We start from the raw sequence: 16,681 nt of genomic DNA, 5'->3' as shown, positions 1-16,681 counted from the left end.
CAGGCGCCTATCACGAGGTAGACGATCCATGTACGAAGACAACGCGGCCACGGCCCCCACCGTCCAGCAGTTGACGTTCGACCTGGCGGGCGAGGAATACGGCGTGGACATCCTGTCGGTGCGCGAGATCCGCGGCTGGTCGCGGGTCACCCGCATCCCGCAGACCCCCGACTACGTGCTGGGCGTGCTGAACCTGCGCGGCGCGATCGTGCCGGTGATGGACCTGCGCCTGCGCTTCGGCCTGGCACGCGAAAGCTACGGCGACAGCACGGTGGTGATCATCGTGGCGGTCGCCGAGCGGTTGTTCGGCATCGTGGTGGACGCGGTGTCCGACGTGGTGGACATCGAGCCGGCGGCGATCAAGCCGGTGCCCGACATGGGCGCGATCGTCGACACGCGCTACCTCAAGGGCCTGGCCACTCACGTCGAGCGCATGGTGATGCTGCTGGACGTGGAGAAGCTGATGCGTCCGGAAGACGTTGAAACGCTGGATGCCGCGCTGACGGACGTCCGGAATGTCGAAGTTGCCGCCTGATCCGATCCGGGAATCACGATGAACATCAAGAAATTCATGGCACGTTTCACCAAGTTGCCGACGCTGTCCGTCAAGGCGCGCCTGATCGGCGTGTTCGCGCTGCTCGGGCTGATGCTCGCGGCCGGTGCGGCGGTCGGCCTCGGCATGATGTCCTGGCAGAACGAGGGCATGCGGCGCAGCTACGAAGAGGCGATGGTGCCGGCCCAGCTGATCGGCAGCCTGCGCGCCAAGTCGCTGACCGACTTCATCGTGCTCGGCGAAGCGGCCGGGGCGATCGGCAAGCCCGACCAGGTGAAGCAGAAGGTCGCCGAATCCGTGCGCCTGCAGAAGGAGATCGTGGAAGTAAACAAGCAGCTGTCGGCGGTGCCGATGAGCGCGGACATCGCGGCGAAGTACAAGGCCTACCACGCCACCGACGCGGACTACGCGAGCAACCTCAAGGACATCTACGACGCGCTGGCGCAAAACGACGAAGGCACCGGCGACCTGCTGGAAATGCAGGTGCGCCCGGAACTGATGCTGCGGATGGACAGCATCAACAAGCTCATGCAGGCGCAGAGCGACGAGGTGAAGCAGCTCTATCAGACCCAGGTCGGCCGCTACAAGCTGGTGCGGGCGCTGGTGCTTGCCGCGCTGCTCGGCGGCCTGCTGTTCGCGCTGCTGGTGTCGACCCTGCTGGTGCGCTCGATCAGCGGCACGCTGACGCATCTGGTCAAGGTGGCGCATGCCATCGCCGAAGGCCGGCTGGGCCATGTCATCAAGGTCAAGCGGCAGGACGAGCTGGGCCGGTTGCTGGACGCCTTCCGCAGCATGGACGAGCGCCTCGGCGCGATCGTGGGCGAGGTGCGCCACGGCTCCGATGCGGTGTCGAGCGCGGCGCAGCAGATCGCGCGCGGCAACGACGACCTCAGCCAGCGCACGCAGGAGCAGGCTTCCAGCCTGGAAGAGACCGCCTCGTCGATGGAGCAGATGACCTCCACCGTGAAGCAGAACGCGGAGAACGCCAGCCACGCCAACCAGCTGGCCCGCGGCGCCCGTGAGCAGGCCGAGCGTGGCGGCGAGGTGGCGGGCAGGGCGATTGCCGCGATGGGCGAGATCGACGCCTCCAGCCGCAAGATCGGCGACATCGTGGGGCTGATCCAGGAGATCGCGTTCCAGACCAACCTGCTGGCGCTGAACGCCGCGGTGGAAGCGGCGCGCGCCGGCGAGCAGGGCCGTGGTTTCGCGGTCGTGGCCAGCGAGGTGCGCAGCCTGGCGCAGCGCAGTGCCGGCGCGGCGAAGGAGATCAAGGGCCTGATCGCCGAGAGCGAGGAGAAGGTGCGTTGCGGCTCGGAGCTGGTCAACCAGTCCGGCAAGGCGCTGGCCGAGATCGTCGAGAGCGTGAAGAAGGTCACCGACATCGTGGCCGAGATCGCCGCGGCCAGCCAGGAGCAGTCGGCCGGCATCGACCAGGTCAACAACGCCGTGATGCAGATGGACGAGATGACCCAGCAGAACGCCGCGCTGGTGGAAGAGGCTTCGGCCGCCGCCCGCGCCATGCAGGAGCAGGCCGGCGACCTGTCCAACCAGGTGGGCTTCTTCCGCCTGGCCGATGATGGCGCGGCGTCGCCGGCGGCACCGCCGGAGCGCGCGAAGGACGTGGCCCGCGCCACCGAGGCGGTGTTCGCCGCGGTACGCAAGGCGCCGCCGCGCGCCATTGCCGCCGAGACGGCGGATGCCGGCGTCTGGAAGGAGTTCTGAACGTGCGCGCCGCTGCCGGCATGGTTCAAGGCGATGCCGTGCCGGCGGACGGCGGCGGGGTGGCGCTCGGCGATGCCGAGTTCCGCTTCCTGCGCGACTTCGTCTATGAGCATTGCGGCATCGCGCTGGGCGAACACAAGCGCCAACTGGTGCAGGGACGCCTGGCGCGGCGGCTGCGTGCGCTGGGCCTGCGCCACTTCGGCGCGTACTGCGAGCTGTTGCGGCACGACCCGCAGAGCGAGCTGGACAACCTCGCCAGCGTGATCAGCACCAACGTCACCTCCTTCTTCCGCGAACAGCACCATTACGACCTGCTGGTCGACGAACTGCTGCCGCAGTGGCTGCAGCAGAAGCGCCGCAGCGGCGACCGTCTAAGGATCTGGTCGGCCGGCTGTTCCACCGGCGAGGAGCCGTATGCGCTGGCGATGGTGCTGGCCGAGGCGCTGGAGCGGCACGGCGCGGCGGGCATCGACGCGAAGATCCTCGCCACCGACCTGTCGCCGCAGGCGCTGGAAACCGCGCGCAACGGCGTGTATCCGCTGGAACGGCTGGCCGGCATCAGCGACGAGCGCCGGTGCCGCTGGATGCTGCGCGGCGCCGGCGAGTACGAAGGCTTCGCCTGCGTGCATCCGCGCCTGCGCGAACTGGTGACCGTGCAGCCGTTGAACCTGCTGCACGAGTGGCCCATGCGCGGTCCGTTCGACGCGATCTTCTGCCGCAACGTGGTGATCTACTTCGACCAGCCGACCAAGCAACGCCTGTTCCGCCGCTACGCCGCGCTGCTGCCGGCCGGCGGCCACCTGTTCCTCGGCCACTCCGAGTCGCTGCACGGTATCAACGACGATTTCGAGCTGATCGGCCGCACCGTCTACCGGAAGCTCGGATGACGCCGGTAGTGACGGCCGAGCGCCGTACCACCACGCTGCCCGAGGCCATGCCCGGCTTCGAGCACCTGCGCCGGTTCTGGGACCCGGCCCAGGGCCGCATGGTGGTGAGGGTGCTGCCGGGCGAGTTCTACGTGAGCGGCAGCGACGAGCTGGTCAGCACCGTGCTCGGTTCGTGCGTGTCGGCCTGCATCCACGATGCGGAGCGCGGCGTCGGCGGCATGAACCACTTCATGCTGCCCGAGCCGATGGGCGAGCGCGACAGCTGGTCGTCGGCCATCGGGCGCGCCGCGCGCTACGGCAGCGACGCGATGGAGCAGCTGATCAACGCGATCCTGAAGGCGGGCGGCCAGCGCGCGAACCTGCGCGTCAAGGTGTTCGGCGGCGGCCGCGTGCTGGCCCAGTTGAGCGACGTGGGCCAACGCAACATCGACTTCGTGCATCGCTACATCGAGGCCGAGCGGCTGCAGTTGGCGGCCGAGGACCTGGGCGACGTCTACCCGCGCCAGGTGCAGTTCTTCCCGCACAGCGGGCGGGTCCGTGTGCGCCAGCTGCGCCGCAGCGACGACGTGGCGCTGGTGGCCGACGAGCGCGGCTACCTCAAGCGTTTGGCAAACGATCCGATAAAGGGTGAGGTCGAGCTGTTCTAGCGTCGCGGTTCCGGCGTGGCAATCGATCGGGCCACCGTCGCGGGCGACGGGGCCGTGGCTGCATGGCAAGGTGAGCAATGGATAGAGTGCGTGTTCTGGTAGTCGACGATTCCGCATTGGTGCGCAAGCTGATGTCGACCATGCTTGCCTGCGATCCGGGCATCGAGGTCGTCGGCACGGCGGCGGATCCGCTGATCGCCCGCGACAAGATCAAGCAGCTCAACCCCGACGTGCTGACCCTGGACGTCGAGATGCCGCGCATGGACGGGCTGACCTTCCTGGAAAACCTGATGCGGCTGCGGCCGATGCCGGTGGTGATGGTGTCGTCGCTGACCACGCAGGGTGCCGAGGTGACGCTGCGCGCGCTGGAACTGGGTGCGGTGGATTTCCTGGCCAAGCCGAGCAGCGACCTGGCCAGCAGTTTTGGCGAGCACGCGCTGGAGATCTGCGCCAAGGTCAAGCAGGCGGCGCAGGCCAGGCCGCGCGCGCGCACCACGGTGCGCAAGCTGGACGTGACGCCACGGCTGTCGGCGGACGCGGTGCTGCCGCGCGCGCAGACTGCGGGCACGCGCGGCGGCAGCCCGATCATCGCGATCGGGGCCTCCACCGGCGGCACCGAGGCGGTGCGCGTGGTGCTGGAGGCGATGCCGCCGGACGCGCCGCCGATCCTGGTGACCCAGCACATTCCGGCCGCCTTCAGCGGCCCGTTCGCCGCGCGCATGGACCGCTGCTCGGCGATGCGCGTGTGCGAGGCGCAGGACGGCCAGCCGATCCAGTCGGGCCATGCCTACATCGCGCCAGGCAGCCACCACCTCTTGGTGATGTGGGACGGCGCGAAGTACGTCTGCCGGCTGCACGACGGCCCGCCGGTGAACCGGCACCGCCCCAGCGTCGACGTGCTGTTCCGCTCGCTGGCGGCCAGCGCCGGCGCCGCCACCATCGCCACGCTGCTCACCGGCATGGGCGACGACGGCGCGCGCGGCCTGCTGGAACTGCGCCAGGCCGGCGCCGCCACGCTGGTGCAGGACGAGCCCAGCTCGGTGGTGTGGGGCATGCCCGGTGCCGCCTGGAAGCTCGACGCCGCGGGCGAAATGCAGTCGATCGAACACATGGCGGCGCGCCTGCTGGCGCTGGCCCGCCACCCCCATACCGGCGCCGGCGGCGCCTGACTCGCGGATACCGGATCATGCCATTCACTCCCGCTCTCTTGCTCCAACGCCAAGCCGCCGGCTGGATCGCCAGCGCCGTCGCCCTGCTGCTGGCGCTGGCCTGGCACCCGGCCTGGCTGGCGCCGTTGCTGGTGGCGGCACTGACCGCGGCGTGGGCGCTGTCGGCACGGCCCGCCGCGCCGCTGGCCGTGCAGGCCGCCGCCGGCGCCCGCGCCGAACCGGTGCGCGAGGCGCTGGAAGACGTGCGCGGCGCGCTGGTCGACGAGCTCGGCCATGCCACCCGCGAGCTGCACCAGGGCCTGGACCTGCTGCGCGATGCGGTGTCCGAGCTGGGCGGCGGTTTCGACGGGCTGTCCAGCAAGACCGCGCTGCAGCAGTCGCTGCTCAAGCAGATCATCGAGGTGCAGGACGGCGGCGTCAGCGTGCAGGATTTCGCCGCCCGCACCGGCGACCTGCTGGAGCACTTCGTCGGCATGATCGTGCAGATGTCGCGCGAGAGCCTGCGCATCGTCTACCGCATCGACGGCATGGCGAAGGAGATGGACGCGGTGTTTGGCCTGCTGCGCAACGTCAACACCATCGCCGAGGAAACCAACCTGCTGGCGCTGAACGCGGCGATCGAGGCGGCGCGCGCCGGCGAATCCGGCCGCGGCTTTGCGGTGGTGGCCGGCGAGATCCGCAACCTGGCCAGCAACTCCAACCAGCTCAACGAGCAGATCGGCGGCCATGTCGAGCGCGCGCGCTCGGCGATGGAACAGCTGCGCGGGCTGATCGGCGCGATGGCCTCGCAGGACCTCAACGTGGCGCTGTCGGCCAAGGGCGGCATCGACGCGATGACCGCCCACGTCACCGAGAGCGACGCGCGCACCAGCGCGGTGGCCGACCAGGCGGTGGAGATCAATCGCGGCCTCGGCAGCGACGTCTCCACCACCATCCGCTCGCTGCAGTTCGAGGACATCCTGAGCCAGCTGATCAGCCAGACCCGCACCCGGCTGACCGAGCTGCAGGAAGTCACCACCGAATGCACCCGCGACATCGAGGAACTGGCGTGCGCCCCGCTGGAGGCCGACGCGCTGGAGGAACGTGCCCAGCGCGTGCGCAGCCGGCTGGCGATCCAGCGCGAGAAGGCGCGCCTGCGCTCGCGCGGCCCGGCGTTGCAGAACACGATGGACGCCGGCGAAATCGAACTCTTCTGAGGATGGCCCCATGATCGTCCACCACGACAGCGAACTCGATTGCCTGACCCTGCAGTTGGGCGAGCGTTTCGACTTCAGCATCCACCGCGATTTCCACGACGCCTGCCTGGGCAGCGGCAAGCCCGCGCGCAGCTACGTGATCGACCTGGGCGAGGTTACCGGGATGGACAGCTCGGCGCTCGGCATGCTGCTGCTGCTGCGCGAGCACGCCGGCGCCGACCGCGCCGACATCCGCATCGTCAATGCCTCCGGCGAGCTGCGCGGCACCTTGCGCGTGGCCGGCTTCGACAAGCTGTTCGTGTTGCACTGACCGCCTGCCTGTCTGCCGGCGCGACGTGCACGCGGCGTCGCCGGATACGATGAAGGCTCCTTGCGGAGCCTTCGTCGCGTCACGCTGCCGGCTGCCTCACCAGGTGCGCACGTCGACCACGCTGACCGTGTAGCTGTCGATGTCCGGCTGGTATCGGAACAGGCGGCCCAGGTCGAACTTCACCACGTCGCCGGGGGGGATGTTGGCGGTGCCGGCCGGCCAGCCCTGCTTGCTCTGCAGCACCTTGCCGGCGGCGTCCTTGACCTCGATGCGGACCTGCGCGGCCGAGGCCGCGGCGCAGTTGTTGACCAGTTCGCCGCGCAGGCTGAGCCGCGACGCCGCGACGCCGGGCTTGAAATCCTTGATCGCGAAATCGCCAGGCGCGCAGGCAGCCTGGGCGGCCAGCGGAGCGAGCAGCAACACGGCGGAAACAACGAGAGCCTTCATGGGGAAACTCCATCGGACAGTGGGGGGACCGCAACGCGGGGGACGGGACCTCCCTCTATCGACGCCAGCGCGAAGAACTTTAGCGGCGGGTGGCCGGCTCTCTGCGGCCACGCGCCGGGCGGGGCCGGCTAAAGAATTCCGCCGGCATGCCGATGATTTTCCATGCCCGCATCGAAGGCATGCCTCGGGATGGCCCAAACCTCATGAAGACGCTGATCATTTCCGCCGTACTGCTGTTCGCCCCGCTGGCCGCCCAGGCCGACTGCAATCCGAAGGACTTCGCCATCAAGGATTTCAAGCCCGCGGTCAACAACACGGGAACGGTCACCCGCATGAGCCTGCGCGGCGAGCTGGTCAACAACTGCGCCGCGGCCTCGGCCGCGCAGATCCGCATCGACATCAAGGACGATGCCGGTTCCGTCATCCAGAGCAAGCAGGCGTGGCCGGCCGGCACGGCCAACATCGCCCCCGGCGACGTGGTGAAGTTCGACCTGGGCCGTCTGTTCCGCTACCAGTCCGGCATGAGCAGCTACACGGTCAGCGTGGTCGACGTGCGCACCTGGTGAGCGGCCCGCTGCCGCGGCGCGGCAAGGCTGCGCCCGGAACCCCGCCGCCGCTCAGCCGTCGGCGTGTTCGATGAACCACAGCCCGGCGAACAGCTTCGGGTCGATCGAATAGCCCTCGGCGGCGCGCGCGAACAGCCAGGCGCCGGCCTCGCGGCGCGGCACCTCGTGCACCACGATGTTCTCGGTCTCGTCGCCGCCGCCGGGGCCGACCTTCTCCAGTTCCCGGGCGCGCACGAAGGTGATCATCTCGGTGCTCATGCCCGAGGACGATGGGCCGCAATGGACGAAATCCACCCGCCGGCAGCGCCAGCCGGTTTCTTCCTCCAGCTCGCGCTGCGCGGCCAGTTGCGCGCTCTCGTCGGCCTGGCCGGCCAGGTCGCCGACCAGGCCGGCCGGCATCTCGATGGTGTTCTGCAGGATCGACACGCGGTACTGCTCGACGAACAGCACCTTGTCCGCCGGCGTCACCGCCAGGATGATCACCGCGCCGCCGGGGTTGTTGCGCTCGGCGTATTCCCAGCGGCCGCGCTTGCGCAGGCTGAGCCAGCGGCCTTCGTACAGGGTTTCCACCGGTGCGTCGGCGTCGGCGGGGATGCGGCTGGGGTCGTTCATCGGTGGTCGCGTGCGGGGCGGGTATCGAACGGCATCTTGAACGGTTCGCGCGGCAGCGACAACCGCCCGCCGCCCGCTACAGCCACCTCGCGCGCTTCAGCCCGAGGTAGATGCCACCCACCACGCAGGCCATCACCACGATGATCGCGGGGTACGCCCAGGGCTGGCCGAGCTCGGGCATGTGCGCGAAGTTCATGCCGTACCAGCTGGTCAGCAGGGTCGGCGCGGCGAGCATCGCGGCCCAGCCGGCGAGTTTCTTCATCACCTCGTTCTGGCGCAGGCTGACCAGCGACAGGTTGACGTTGATCGCGGCGGTGAGCATCTCGCGCATCGCGCCGATCGCCTCGTTGACGCGGAAGGCGTGGTCGTAGACGTCGCGGAAGTACGCGTGCAGCACCTCGGGTATCAGGTGCGGGTGCAGCCGGATCAGCTGGTTGATGATGTCCTGCAGCGGCGCCACCGCCAGGCGCAGCGTCATCAGGTCGCGCTGCATGTCGTACAGCCGGCGCACCGTGCTGCTCTTGAACGTCTCGCCGAAGATGTCGTGTTCGAGCTGGTGCACCTCTTCGCGGAAGTCGCGCACGATCGGCAGCAGGTTGTCGACGATGAAGTCGAGCACGCCGTACAGCCCGTAACTGGGCCCGTTCGCCAGCAATTCCGGCGCGTGCTCGCAGGTGCGCCGCGCCGGCGCGTAGGACTGCGAGGCGCCGTGGCGCACGGTGACCAGGTAGCGCGGGCCGAAGAAGATGTGCGTCTCGCCGAACGCCAGTTCGCCGTCGACCAGCTGCGCGGTCTGCACCACCAGGAACAGCGAGTCGCCGTAGGTTTCCAGCTTGGTGCGCTGGTGCGCGGCGTGCGCGTCCTCGATCGCCAGGTCGTGCAGGCCGAATTCGTCCTGGATCTTCTCCAGCAGCGTCTCGTCCGGCTCGTACAGGCCGACCCAGACGAAGGTGTCCGGCTCGGCCAGCACGTCGCTGATCGCATCGATGGTGACCTCGCCGATGCGGCTGCCGTCCCTGCGGTAGGCGATGCAGTTGACCACCATCGGCGGGCTGCTGCTCGGCGGTGCGCTCGGCGGCGTGATCGGATTCATGCGCGCATCATGCCCCGCGCCGGTGGACGGGGCAATTGCATCACTGGCGGCGACGCAGGCTCCAGACCAGCGCCAGCCAGCACGGCAGGGCGAACAGCAGCCACGGCTGGTTCTGCTGCACGGTGCCGGGCAGCAGGTGCAGCAGCACGGCGGCCATGCAGGCCAGCAGCTGCAGCGCGATCACGCCATCGATGAAGCGCGAGGCGGCGAGGCCGCGGCGCGCGCGCCACAGCGTCGGCAGCAGCGCGAACGCCAGCGGGTTGAACAGCAGCAGATTCGCGTTGGCCCACGCCGAGTGGTGGGTGGTCAGCGTCCACAGCGCCAGCAGCAGCAGGCCGGTCACGCCGGCCGCGAGCAGGTACAGCGTGCCGAGCAGGGCGTAGCCGGTAGGCCAGCGGCGGCGGGCGAGCACGATCAGCGCGGCCAGCAGCAGGCCAGCCAGGGCCAGTGGCAGGCGCAGGTCGGGCGCGGTCGACGGCGGCGCCTGCAGCCGGTTCGGCGAGACCAGCTGTTCGTCCAGCACCAGCGGGCGCCGGCCGCCATGGCCGTCGTCGAGGCGCACTTCGCGCAGCTGCGCCTGCAGCACGTCGGGCAGGAAGCTTTCCTGCCAGGCGTCCAGCGGCTGGTCGGCATACGGCCCCAGGCCCAGGTCGAGCAGCAGCATCAGCCACGGCTGCGCGCTCATCAGCCGCACCGTCTGCTGGCGGTAGGTCATGCCGCCGGCATGCGCCTTCAGTTGCGTCGCCAGCATGCCGCCGAGCGCCTTGTCCAGCGCGTCGCGCACGCGGGTGGTGCAGTTGTCGACGTAGTAGTCGTAGGCGTAGCCGGCGTTTTCCGGGCGCAGGTTCCACAGCAGGAAGTCGCGCAGCGCGGCGGCCTGTTCGGCCGTCAGCGCCAGCCGCTGGCGGGTGATCGAACGGCCGGCCTCGACGTAGTAGCGTTCGTCGGCATCACTGGGGGCGGCGTCCATCAGGTAGTGCATGCGGCCACGGGCGAAGTTCAGCAGGAAGTTCTTCTCGCTGAAATCGAACACGCCGTAGTTGAAGTTGACCGCCTCGCCCGAGACCGTGTCGCGCAGCTCGATCGCATCGTGGCCGAAGCGCTCCCAGTAGGTTTCGCCGGGGCCGTAGGTGATCAGCGAGACCTCGAGGTTGGCGCCGGGCGCGTTGGCGACGCCGGCATGGGCCGGCGAAAGCGCGGCCAGGACCAGCAGTGCGACCAGCAGGAGCTTGCGGCGGATCAGGTGCATGCGGTGCATCGGCAGGGGCGCGCCTACTGCTTGACCACGCGGAACGCCTGCACGCGGCGGTCGTCGGCCTCGGTGACGTGGAACAGGTAATCGCCGATGGCGACTTCCTCGCCGACTTCGGGCAGGTGGCCGAACCCGGCGGTGACCATGCCGCCGACGGTGTCGTATTCCTCGTCGGGGAAGTTGGCGCCGGTCTGTTCGTTGAAGTCCTCGATCGGGGTCAATGCGCTGACCAGCCAGTCGCCGCCGGGCTGCTCGTGCATCAGCTCGGGCTCCACCTCGTCGTCGTGCTCGTCGTCGATCTCGCCGACGATCTGCTCGAGCACGTCCTCGATGGTGACCAGGCCGGCGACGCCGCCGTACTCGTTGACCACCAGCGCCATGTGGTTGCGGCTGAGGCGGAATTCCTCCAGCAGCACGTTCAGCCGCATCGACTCGGGGATCAGCACCGCCGGGCGCAGGATCGCGCGGATGTCGAAATGCTCGGCGGCGCCGAAGTACTTCAGCAGGTCCTTGGCCAGCAGGATGCCGAGGATCTCGTCCTTGTCCTCACCGTGCACCGGGAAGCGCGAGTGGCCGGATTCGACCACGGCGGCGAGGATGTCGGGCAGCGGCGAGTCGGCCGCCAGCATCACGATCTGCGCGCGCGGGACCATTACGTCGTCCACGCTCAGTTCGGTGACCTTGATCGCACCCTCGACCATGGTGAGGGTGTTCACGGACAGCAGTCCGTTGCTCTGGGCGGAACGCAACTCCTCGATCAGTTCGTCGCGGTTGCGCGGTTCGCCGGAAAACATGTGGCCCAGTCGATCCCACCAGGTTCGGTGGGCCGGGCCGCTGGTACTGCCAGGGTCGTCGCTCATTACTCGTTGGGAGTCTGCCCGAAACCGGGCGGAAGGCCGATTCTAGCGGAAAAAACGTGACGGTTCAGGCACAGGCGCCGCAGGTGCCTCCGCTTCGCCCGCCGCCCGCCCGGTGGCTCAGGCGTACGGGTCGGCGATGCCCAGGCCAGCCAGGATGCGGGTTTCCAGCGCTTCCATGGCTTCGGCCTCGGCGTCTTCGATATGGTCGTGGCCGAGCAGGTGCAGTACGCCGTGGACGGTCAGGTGGGCCCAGTGGTCGCGTAGCGCCTTGCCCTGTTCGGCGGCCTCACGCAGCACCACCGGGGCGCAGATCGCCAGGTCGCCGATCAGCGGCAGCGCCACCCCGGGCGGCAGTTCGACGGGGAACGACAGCACGTTGGTGGCGTAGTCCTTGCCGCGATAGTCGCGGTTGAGCGCGCGGCCTTCGTCGGCGTCGACGATGCGGATCGCCAGCTCGGTGCCCTTGCGCCGCTTCGCCCCGCGCAGCGCCGCCTCGACCCAGCGGCGGAAGCTGGCCGGCGCGGGCAGGCCGGCACGCGGCACCGCATAGCCCACGGCGAGCGTCAGCGGGGCGCTCATGCGCCGTCCTCGTCCTTCTGCTCGAACGCCTCGTAGGCGCGCACGATCTTCGCCACCAGCGGGTGGCGCACCACGTCGCGCGAGGTGAAGAAGGTGAAGCTGATGCCGCCCACCCCGCGCAGCACCTCGATCGCCTGGCGCAGGCCCGAGCGCGTGTTGCGCGGCAGGTCGACCTGGGTGACGTCGCCGGTGATCACCGCCACCGTGCCGAAGCCGATGCGGGTGAGGAACATCTTCATCTGCTCGACCGTGGTGTTCTGCGCCTCGTCGAGAATCACGTAGGAATCGTTGAGGGTGCGCCCGCGCATGTACGCCAGCGGCGCGATCTCGATCACGTTGCGCTCGATCAGCTTGGCCACCTTCTCGAAGCCGAGCATCTCGTACAGCGCGTCGTACAGCGGGCGCAGGTAGGGGTCGACCTTCTGGCTGAGGTCGCCGGGCAGGAAGCCCAGCTTCTCGCCGGCCTCGACCGCGGGGCGCACCAGGATCAACCGCTGCACGCGGTTCGCTTCCAGCGCCTCGACCGCGCTGGCCACCGCCAGGTAGGTCTTGCCGGTGCCGGCCGGGCCTACGCCGAAGTTGATGTCGTGGCTGGCGATCGCGTGCAGGTAGCGCGCCTGGTTCGGGCCGCGGCCCTTGATCACGCCGCGCTTGACCTTGATCACCACTTCCTGGGCGCCTTCGGCGGCTGCCTCGGTGATCGCGTCGATGCCGGATTCAGCCAGCTGCAGGTTGATCTTCGCGCCGGTCAGCGCTTCGTCGGCGGTGGCGGCGTACAGCGTGCGCAGCACTTTCTCGGTGGCCTTGGCGGGAGCGTCCTCGCCGATCACCTGGAAGATGCTGCCGCGGTGGTTGATTTCCACGCCGAGGCGCAGCTCGATCTGGCGCAGGTGTTCGTCGAACGGCCCGCACAGGTTGGCGAGGCGGGCGTTGTCTTCGGGGTCGAGGGTGAAGTCGCGCTGGTTGAGTTCGCTCATAGGGGCGCGAGAGTAGCGCGCCGCTGCGGGAAGAGCCATGACGACAGTCGGCCGTGACGGCCGCGATGTCGCCAGTTGCATGAAATTAAATGTTGAATTAATTTATGTGCATGGCTACTTCGACCAAGCGCGCGAAAGCCGGGCGCCGCGCCGGGCGTCCCAGCGGCGACGACCTGGACCTGCGCGCGCGCCTGCTGGATGTCGCGATCGCGCAGTTCGCCCGGGCGGGAATAGGCGCGACGTCATTGCGCGCGATCGCCGGCGAGGCAGAGGTCACGCCCGCGATGCTGCATTACTACTTCGGCGACAAGCCACGGCTGGTCCAGGCGCTGGTCGAGGAGCGCCTGTTGCCGGCACTGGCGCCGTTGCGCGTGCAACTGGAACGGGCCGGCGACGATCCGCGGGTATTGATCGAAGCTTTCGTGCGCGGCATCGGCGAAGTGGTGGCGCGACATCCATGGCTGCCGCCGCTATGGGTGCGCGAGGTGCTGTGCGACGGCGGTGCGCTGCGCGAGGTGCTGTTCACCCAGGCGGTGCCGGGCCTGCCGCAGCTGCTGGCCCGGCGCTTCGCAGCGGCGCAGGCGGATGGACGGCTGAATGCCGATCTCGATCCGCGCCTGCTGGTCGTCTCGCTGGTCGGGCTGACCCTGTTTCCCGCTGCCGGCGCGCCGATCTGGCGGCGCATGTTCGGTGCCGAAGGGCTGGAGTCCGCGGCGATGTCGCAACACACGCTCGCGCTGCTGGGTCATGGCGTGGGCACCCGCAAATCCGGAGAAGCCGCATGAACGTCGCACGCACGATTCACCGCCTGCCAGCGGTCTTCCTGCTGGCCGTGGCGGCGCTGGCCGGCTGCAGCAAGCCGCCGCCGCAGGCGCTGGGCACGCTGGAGTTCGACCGCATCACCCTGCCGGCGCCGGCCGCCGAGCGCATCGTGGCGATCGACGTGCGCGAGGGCGAACGGGTCAAGGCCGGCCAGTCGCTGCTGCAGCTCGATCCCGCGCACACCTGCGCCGAACTCGCTGCGGCGCAGGCACAGGCGCGGCAGCAGCGCGAGCTGCTGGCCGAGCTCGAAACCGGGCCGCGCCGCGAGGACATCGACCGGGGGCGCGCGAACCTCGCCGCCGCGCAGGCGCAGGCGCGCGAGGCGCGGGCCTACTACGCGCGACTGGTGCCGCTCGGGGGCAACGGTTACGCGGCCGCCGCCGACCTCGACCGTGCCCGCGCCGCGGCCGGCAACGCCGAGGGCCAGCTGGCGGCGGCGCAGGCCGCGCTGGACGAACTGCTGCACGGCACCCGTCCGGAGCAGATCGCGCAGGCGCAGGCCGCCGTGGCGGCGGCGCAGGCGCAGGCCGGTGCGCAGCAGGTGCTGCTGGGCAAGCTGGCCGTCGTGGCGCCGCGTGCCGGGCGCGTCGACAGCCTGCCGTACAAGCTCGGTGACCAGGCGCCGGTCGGCGCGCCGCTGGCGATCCTGCTGGCCGGTGACGCGCCGTACGCGCGCATCTACGTGCCGGTGCAGCAGCGCGCCGGCGTGCACATCGGCGACGCGATCCGGGTCTTCGTGGCCGGCCGCGCGCAACCGTATGCCGGCAAGCTGCGGATGATCCGCAGCGAGCCGGACTTCACCCCGTACTACGCGCTGATCGGCGACGACGCGGCGCGACTGAGCTATCTGGCCGAAGTCGCGCTGGGCGCGGATGCGGCCGAGCTTCCCGCCGGCCTGCCGGTGCGCGTCGAATTTCGCGGGTCCGCGAAATGACCACCGATGCCGACGGCGTGGCGATCCGCGCGCGCGGCCTGACCCGGCGCTTCGGCAAGCTGGTGGCGGTCGATCATGTCGATCTCGAAGTGCCGGCCAGACGCGTCTACGGCTTCCTCGGCCCGAACGGTTCGGGCAAGTCGACCACGATCCGCATGCTGTGCGGCCTGTTGACGCCGAGCGAGGGCGAGATCGAGGTGCTCGGCCTGCGCATCCCGGCGCAGGCCGACGCGCTGCGTCCGCACATCGGCTACATGACGCAGAATTTCTCGCTGTTCGAGGACCTCGGCGTGCGCGAGAACCTGGAGTTCCTGGCCGCGATCCAGGGCGTGCCGAAGGCGAAGACGAGGCGCCGCATCGACGAGCTGATCGGGCAATACCACTTTGGCGATCGGCAGAAACAGCTGGCCGGCACCCTGAGTGGCGGCCAGAAGCAGCGCCTCGCGCTGGCCGGCGCGGTGATCCACGAGCCGGAATTGCTGTTACTGGACGAGCCGACCAGCGCGGTCGATCCGGAATCGCGCCGCGATTTCTGGGAGAAGCTTTTTGAACTGGCCGACATCGGCACCACCCTGCTGGTCTCGACCCACCTGATGGACGAGGCGGAGCGTTGTCACCGGCTGGCGATCCTCGATCGGGGCGTGCTGGTTGCCGACGGCACGCCGCATGAGCTGACCGCGCAACTGGAGGGGCGCACCTTCCTCGTCGAGACGGGCAACCCGCGCGCCGCCCAGCGCGCGCTGGCCGATGTGCCGGGCGTGCTCGGCGTGGCCCAGGTCGGCAATACCTTGCGCGTGCTGACCGGCGCCGATGGCGCGACGCCGGACATGGACAAGGCGTTGGCTGCGGCCGGGCAGGAAGCCGGACTGGCGGCGGCACCGCCGAATCTCGAAGACGTGTTCGTCGCCGCCACGCACAGGGGCGACGGCGAGGAGTGCGCCGCATGAACTGGCGCCGGCTGTGGGCGATCGTGGTCAAGGAGCTGCGCCAGCTGCGCCGCGACCGCATCACGCTGGCGATGATCGTGGGCATTCCGGTGATCCAGCTGGTGCTGTTCGGCTATGCGATCAACACCAATCTGCGCGGGCTCGACGCCGGCATCGTCGACCAGGCCAACAGCGCCGGTTCGCGCGCACTGGTGCTGGACATGCTGGCTACCGGCGTGGTGGCGCCGGTGGCCAGGGCGGATACGCCGCAGGAGTTGATGGCGATGATCCGGCGCGGCCGGATCAGCATCGGCATCGTGCTGCCGGCGGATTTCGAGCGCCGCCGCATCGACGGACGCGCCGTGGCGCAGATCCTGGTCGACGGCAGCGACACGGCAGTGCAGGGCGCCGCCGCGCAATTGATGCAGGTGCCGATCGACAGCGCCGCGCCCGACACGCGCGCGCCGCTGACCAGCACGCCGGTCGACGGGCGGATCAGCGTGGTCGGCTTCTACAATCCGCAGCGGCGCTCCGCGGTCAACATCGTGCCTGGCCTGATCGGCGTGATCCTGACCATGACGATGGTGCTGTTCACCGCCATCGCGGTCGTGCGCGAACGCGAGCGCGGCAACATGGAGCTGCTGATCGCCACGCCGCTGACCAGCGCCGAGCTGATGGTCGGCAAGGTGCTGCCGTATGTTGCGATCGGCCTGGTGCAGACCAGCGTGATCCTGGCGCTCGGCACGTGGCTGTTCGAGGTGCCGATCCGCGGCAGCGTGCTCGATGTCTACCTGGCTTCCGGCCTGCTGATCCTGGCCAACCTCGCGCTCGGCCTGCTGATCTCCACCCGCGCGCAGTCGCAGTTCCAGGCCATGCAGATGACCTTCTTCGTGTTCCTGCCGTCGATCCTGCTGTCGGGTTTCATGTTCCCGTTTGCCGGCATGCCGAAGCTGGTGCAGTGGCTGGCCGAGGTGTTGCCGTTGACCCATTTCCTGCGCCTGATCCGCGGCGTGATGCTGCGCGGCGCGGGGCTGGGGGAAATGTGGGGCGACGTACTGGCGCTGGCGGCGTTCGTCCTGGTGATGATGGCGCTGGCGATCCGGCGCTTCCGCAAACGGCTGGATTGAGC

The 16,681-nt window shown here is 69.5% G+C and carries 19 protein-coding genes; 12 read left to right on the top strand and 7 right to left on the bottom strand.

Translation table 11 applies throughout. The features are described from left to right. Nucleotides 1-28 precede the first annotated feature (28 nt). The 7 genes from RHOOR92_RS0115120 to RHOOR92_RS0115090 all read left to right on the top strand — a co-directional run bounded on the left by RHOOR92_RS0115120 (nucleotide 29) and on the right by RHOOR92_RS0115090 (nucleotide 6,484). Nucleotides 29-535, top strand: a complete 507-nt coding sequence (locus RHOOR92_RS0115120; protein WP_027490641.1) for a chemotaxis protein CheW — start codon at nucleotides 29-31, stop codon at nucleotides 533-535. 18 nt (nucleotides 536-553) lie between these two features. Further along, a complete protein-coding gene (locus RHOOR92_RS0115115; RefSeq protein WP_027490640.1) occupies nucleotides 554-2,275 on the top strand; it encodes a methyl-accepting chemotaxis protein in 1,722 nt (573 codons plus the stop codon). Between the two features lie 2 nt (nucleotides 2,276-2,277). Further along, entirely contained in the window at nucleotides 2,278-3,162 is an 885-nt protein-coding gene (locus tag RHOOR92_RS0115110) for a protein-glutamate O-methyltransferase (protein WP_015448482.1), read from the top strand. Further along, nucleotides 3,159-3,809 (top strand): chemoreceptor glutamine deamidase CheD, encoded by a 651-nt coding sequence (cheD, locus tag RHOOR92_RS0115105; RefSeq protein WP_015448481.1) that lies wholly within the window; start codon nucleotides 3,159-3,161, stop codon nucleotides 3,807-3,809. Before RHOOR92_RS0115110 ends, cheD begins: the two co-directional genes overlap by 4 nt. Nucleotides 3,810-3,886: 77 nt before the next feature. Continuing rightward, nucleotides 3,887-4,978 carry a chemotaxis response regulator protein-glutamate methylesterase gene (locus tag RHOOR92_RS0115100; protein WP_027490639.1) on the top strand — a complete coding sequence of 364 codons (1,092 nt, stop codon included), beginning with the start codon at nucleotides 3,887-3,889 and terminating at the stop codon, nucleotides 4,976-4,978. 17 nt (nucleotides 4,979-4,995) lie between these two features. Next, nucleotides 4,996-6,174 carry a methyl-accepting chemotaxis protein gene (locus RHOOR92_RS0115095; protein ID WP_015448479.1) on the top strand — a complete coding sequence of 393 codons (1,179 nt, stop codon included), beginning with the start codon at nucleotides 4,996-4,998 and terminating at the stop codon, nucleotides 6,172-6,174. 10 nt (nucleotides 6,175-6,184) lie between these two features. Then, nucleotides 6,185-6,484: an STAS domain-containing protein gene (locus RHOOR92_RS0115090; protein ID WP_007507420.1), complete on the top strand. Its 300-nt coding sequence runs from the start codon at nucleotides 6,185-6,187 to the stop codon at nucleotides 6,482-6,484. Between the two features lie 96 nt (nucleotides 6,485-6,580). Here the strand turns inward: RHOOR92_RS0115090 and RHOOR92_RS0115085 are convergent, their stop codons facing one another. Beyond that, nucleotides 6,581-6,931, bottom strand: coding sequence for a hypothetical protein (locus tag RHOOR92_RS0115085; protein WP_027490638.1), 351 nt, complete (start codon nucleotides 6,929-6,931; stop codon nucleotides 6,581-6,583). A 203-nt stretch (nucleotides 6,932-7,134) separates the two neighbouring features. Between RHOOR92_RS0115085 and RHOOR92_RS0115080 the strand changes: the two genes are divergently transcribed. Continuing rightward, entirely contained in the window at nucleotides 7,135-7,497 is a 363-nt protein-coding gene (locus RHOOR92_RS0115080; protein WP_027484452.1) for a hypothetical protein, read from the top strand. 51 nt (nucleotides 7,498-7,548) lie between these two features. On the opposite strand, the gene RHOOR92_RS0115075 is transcribed toward RHOOR92_RS0115080, so the two are convergent. The 6 genes from RHOOR92_RS0115075 to RHOOR92_RS0115050 form a co-directional block, all read right to left on the bottom strand. After that, complete coding sequence (locus RHOOR92_RS0115075; protein WP_027490637.1) at nucleotides 7,549-8,109, bottom strand: NUDIX hydrolase; 561 nt, start codon at nucleotides 8,107-8,109, stop codon at nucleotides 7,549-7,551. Between the two features lie 76 nt (nucleotides 8,110-8,185). Then, nucleotides 8,186-9,202 (bottom strand): magnesium and cobalt transport protein CorA, encoded by a 1,017-nt coding sequence (locus tag RHOOR92_RS0115070; RefSeq protein ID WP_027490636.1) that lies wholly within the window; start codon nucleotides 9,200-9,202, stop codon nucleotides 8,186-8,188. 40 nt (nucleotides 9,203-9,242) lie between these two features. After that, nucleotides 9,243-10,460 carry a DUF4105 domain-containing protein gene (locus RHOOR92_RS0115065; protein ID WP_027490635.1) on the bottom strand — a complete coding sequence of 406 codons (1,218 nt, stop codon included), beginning with the start codon at nucleotides 10,458-10,460 and terminating at the stop codon, nucleotides 9,243-9,245. Between the two features lie 14 nt (nucleotides 10,461-10,474). Next, nucleotides 10,475-11,314, bottom strand: a complete 840-nt coding sequence (locus RHOOR92_RS0115060) for a transporter associated domain-containing protein (RefSeq protein WP_027490634.1) — start codon at nucleotides 11,312-11,314, stop codon at nucleotides 10,475-10,477. Nucleotides 11,315-11,431: 117 nt separating this feature from the next. Then, nucleotides 11,432-11,893 carry an rRNA maturation RNase YbeY gene (gene ybeY / locus RHOOR92_RS0115055; protein ID WP_015448474.1) on the bottom strand — a complete coding sequence of 154 codons (462 nt, stop codon included), beginning with the start codon at nucleotides 11,891-11,893 and terminating at the stop codon, nucleotides 11,432-11,434. Then, nucleotides 11,890-12,870 (bottom strand): PhoH family protein, encoded by a 981-nt coding sequence (locus RHOOR92_RS0115050; RefSeq protein ID WP_027490633.1) that lies wholly within the window; start codon nucleotides 12,868-12,870, stop codon nucleotides 11,890-11,892. The genes ybeY and RHOOR92_RS0115050 overlap by 4 nt, the downstream gene beginning before the upstream one ends. A gap of 110 nt (nucleotides 12,871-12,980) precedes the next feature. Between RHOOR92_RS0115050 and RHOOR92_RS0115045 the strand changes: the two genes are divergently transcribed. Genes RHOOR92_RS0115045 through RHOOR92_RS0115030 form a run of 4 tightly spaced genes read left to right on the top strand, consistent with a single transcriptional unit; the run spans nucleotide 12,981 to nucleotide 16,679 of the window. After that, nucleotides 12,981-13,655, top strand: coding sequence for a TetR/AcrR family transcriptional regulator (locus RHOOR92_RS0115045; RefSeq protein WP_037115554.1), 675 nt, complete (start codon nucleotides 12,981-12,983; stop codon nucleotides 13,653-13,655). After that, the gene (locus RHOOR92_RS0115040; protein ID WP_027490631.1) at nucleotides 13,652-14,626 is read left to right on the top strand and encodes an HlyD family efflux transporter periplasmic adaptor subunit; all 975 of its coding nucleotides are present in this window, start codon (nucleotides 13,652-13,654) and stop codon (nucleotides 14,624-14,626) included. Before RHOOR92_RS0115045 ends, RHOOR92_RS0115040 begins: the two co-directional genes overlap by 4 nt. Beyond that, nucleotides 14,623-15,573, top strand: a complete 951-nt coding sequence (locus RHOOR92_RS0115035; protein ID WP_231378402.1) for an ABC transporter ATP-binding protein — start codon at nucleotides 14,623-14,625, stop codon at nucleotides 15,571-15,573. Before RHOOR92_RS0115040 ends, RHOOR92_RS0115035 begins: the two co-directional genes overlap by 4 nt. After that, nucleotides 15,570-16,679 carry an ABC transporter permease gene (locus tag RHOOR92_RS0115030; RefSeq protein ID WP_027490629.1) on the top strand — a complete coding sequence of 370 codons (1,110 nt, stop codon included), beginning with the start codon at nucleotides 15,570-15,572 and terminating at the stop codon, nucleotides 16,677-16,679. Before RHOOR92_RS0115035 ends, RHOOR92_RS0115030 begins: the two co-directional genes overlap by 4 nt. Nucleotides 16,680-16,681 lie beyond the last annotated feature (2 nt).

Origin of the sequence: Rhodanobacter sp. OR92 (assembly GCF_000427545.1) — a bacterium.
Taxonomy (GTDB): Bacteria; Pseudomonadota; Gammaproteobacteria; order Xanthomonadales; family Rhodanobacteraceae; genus Rhodanobacter; species Rhodanobacter denitrificans.
This window is presented reverse-complemented; position numbering and strand designations above follow the sequence as displayed.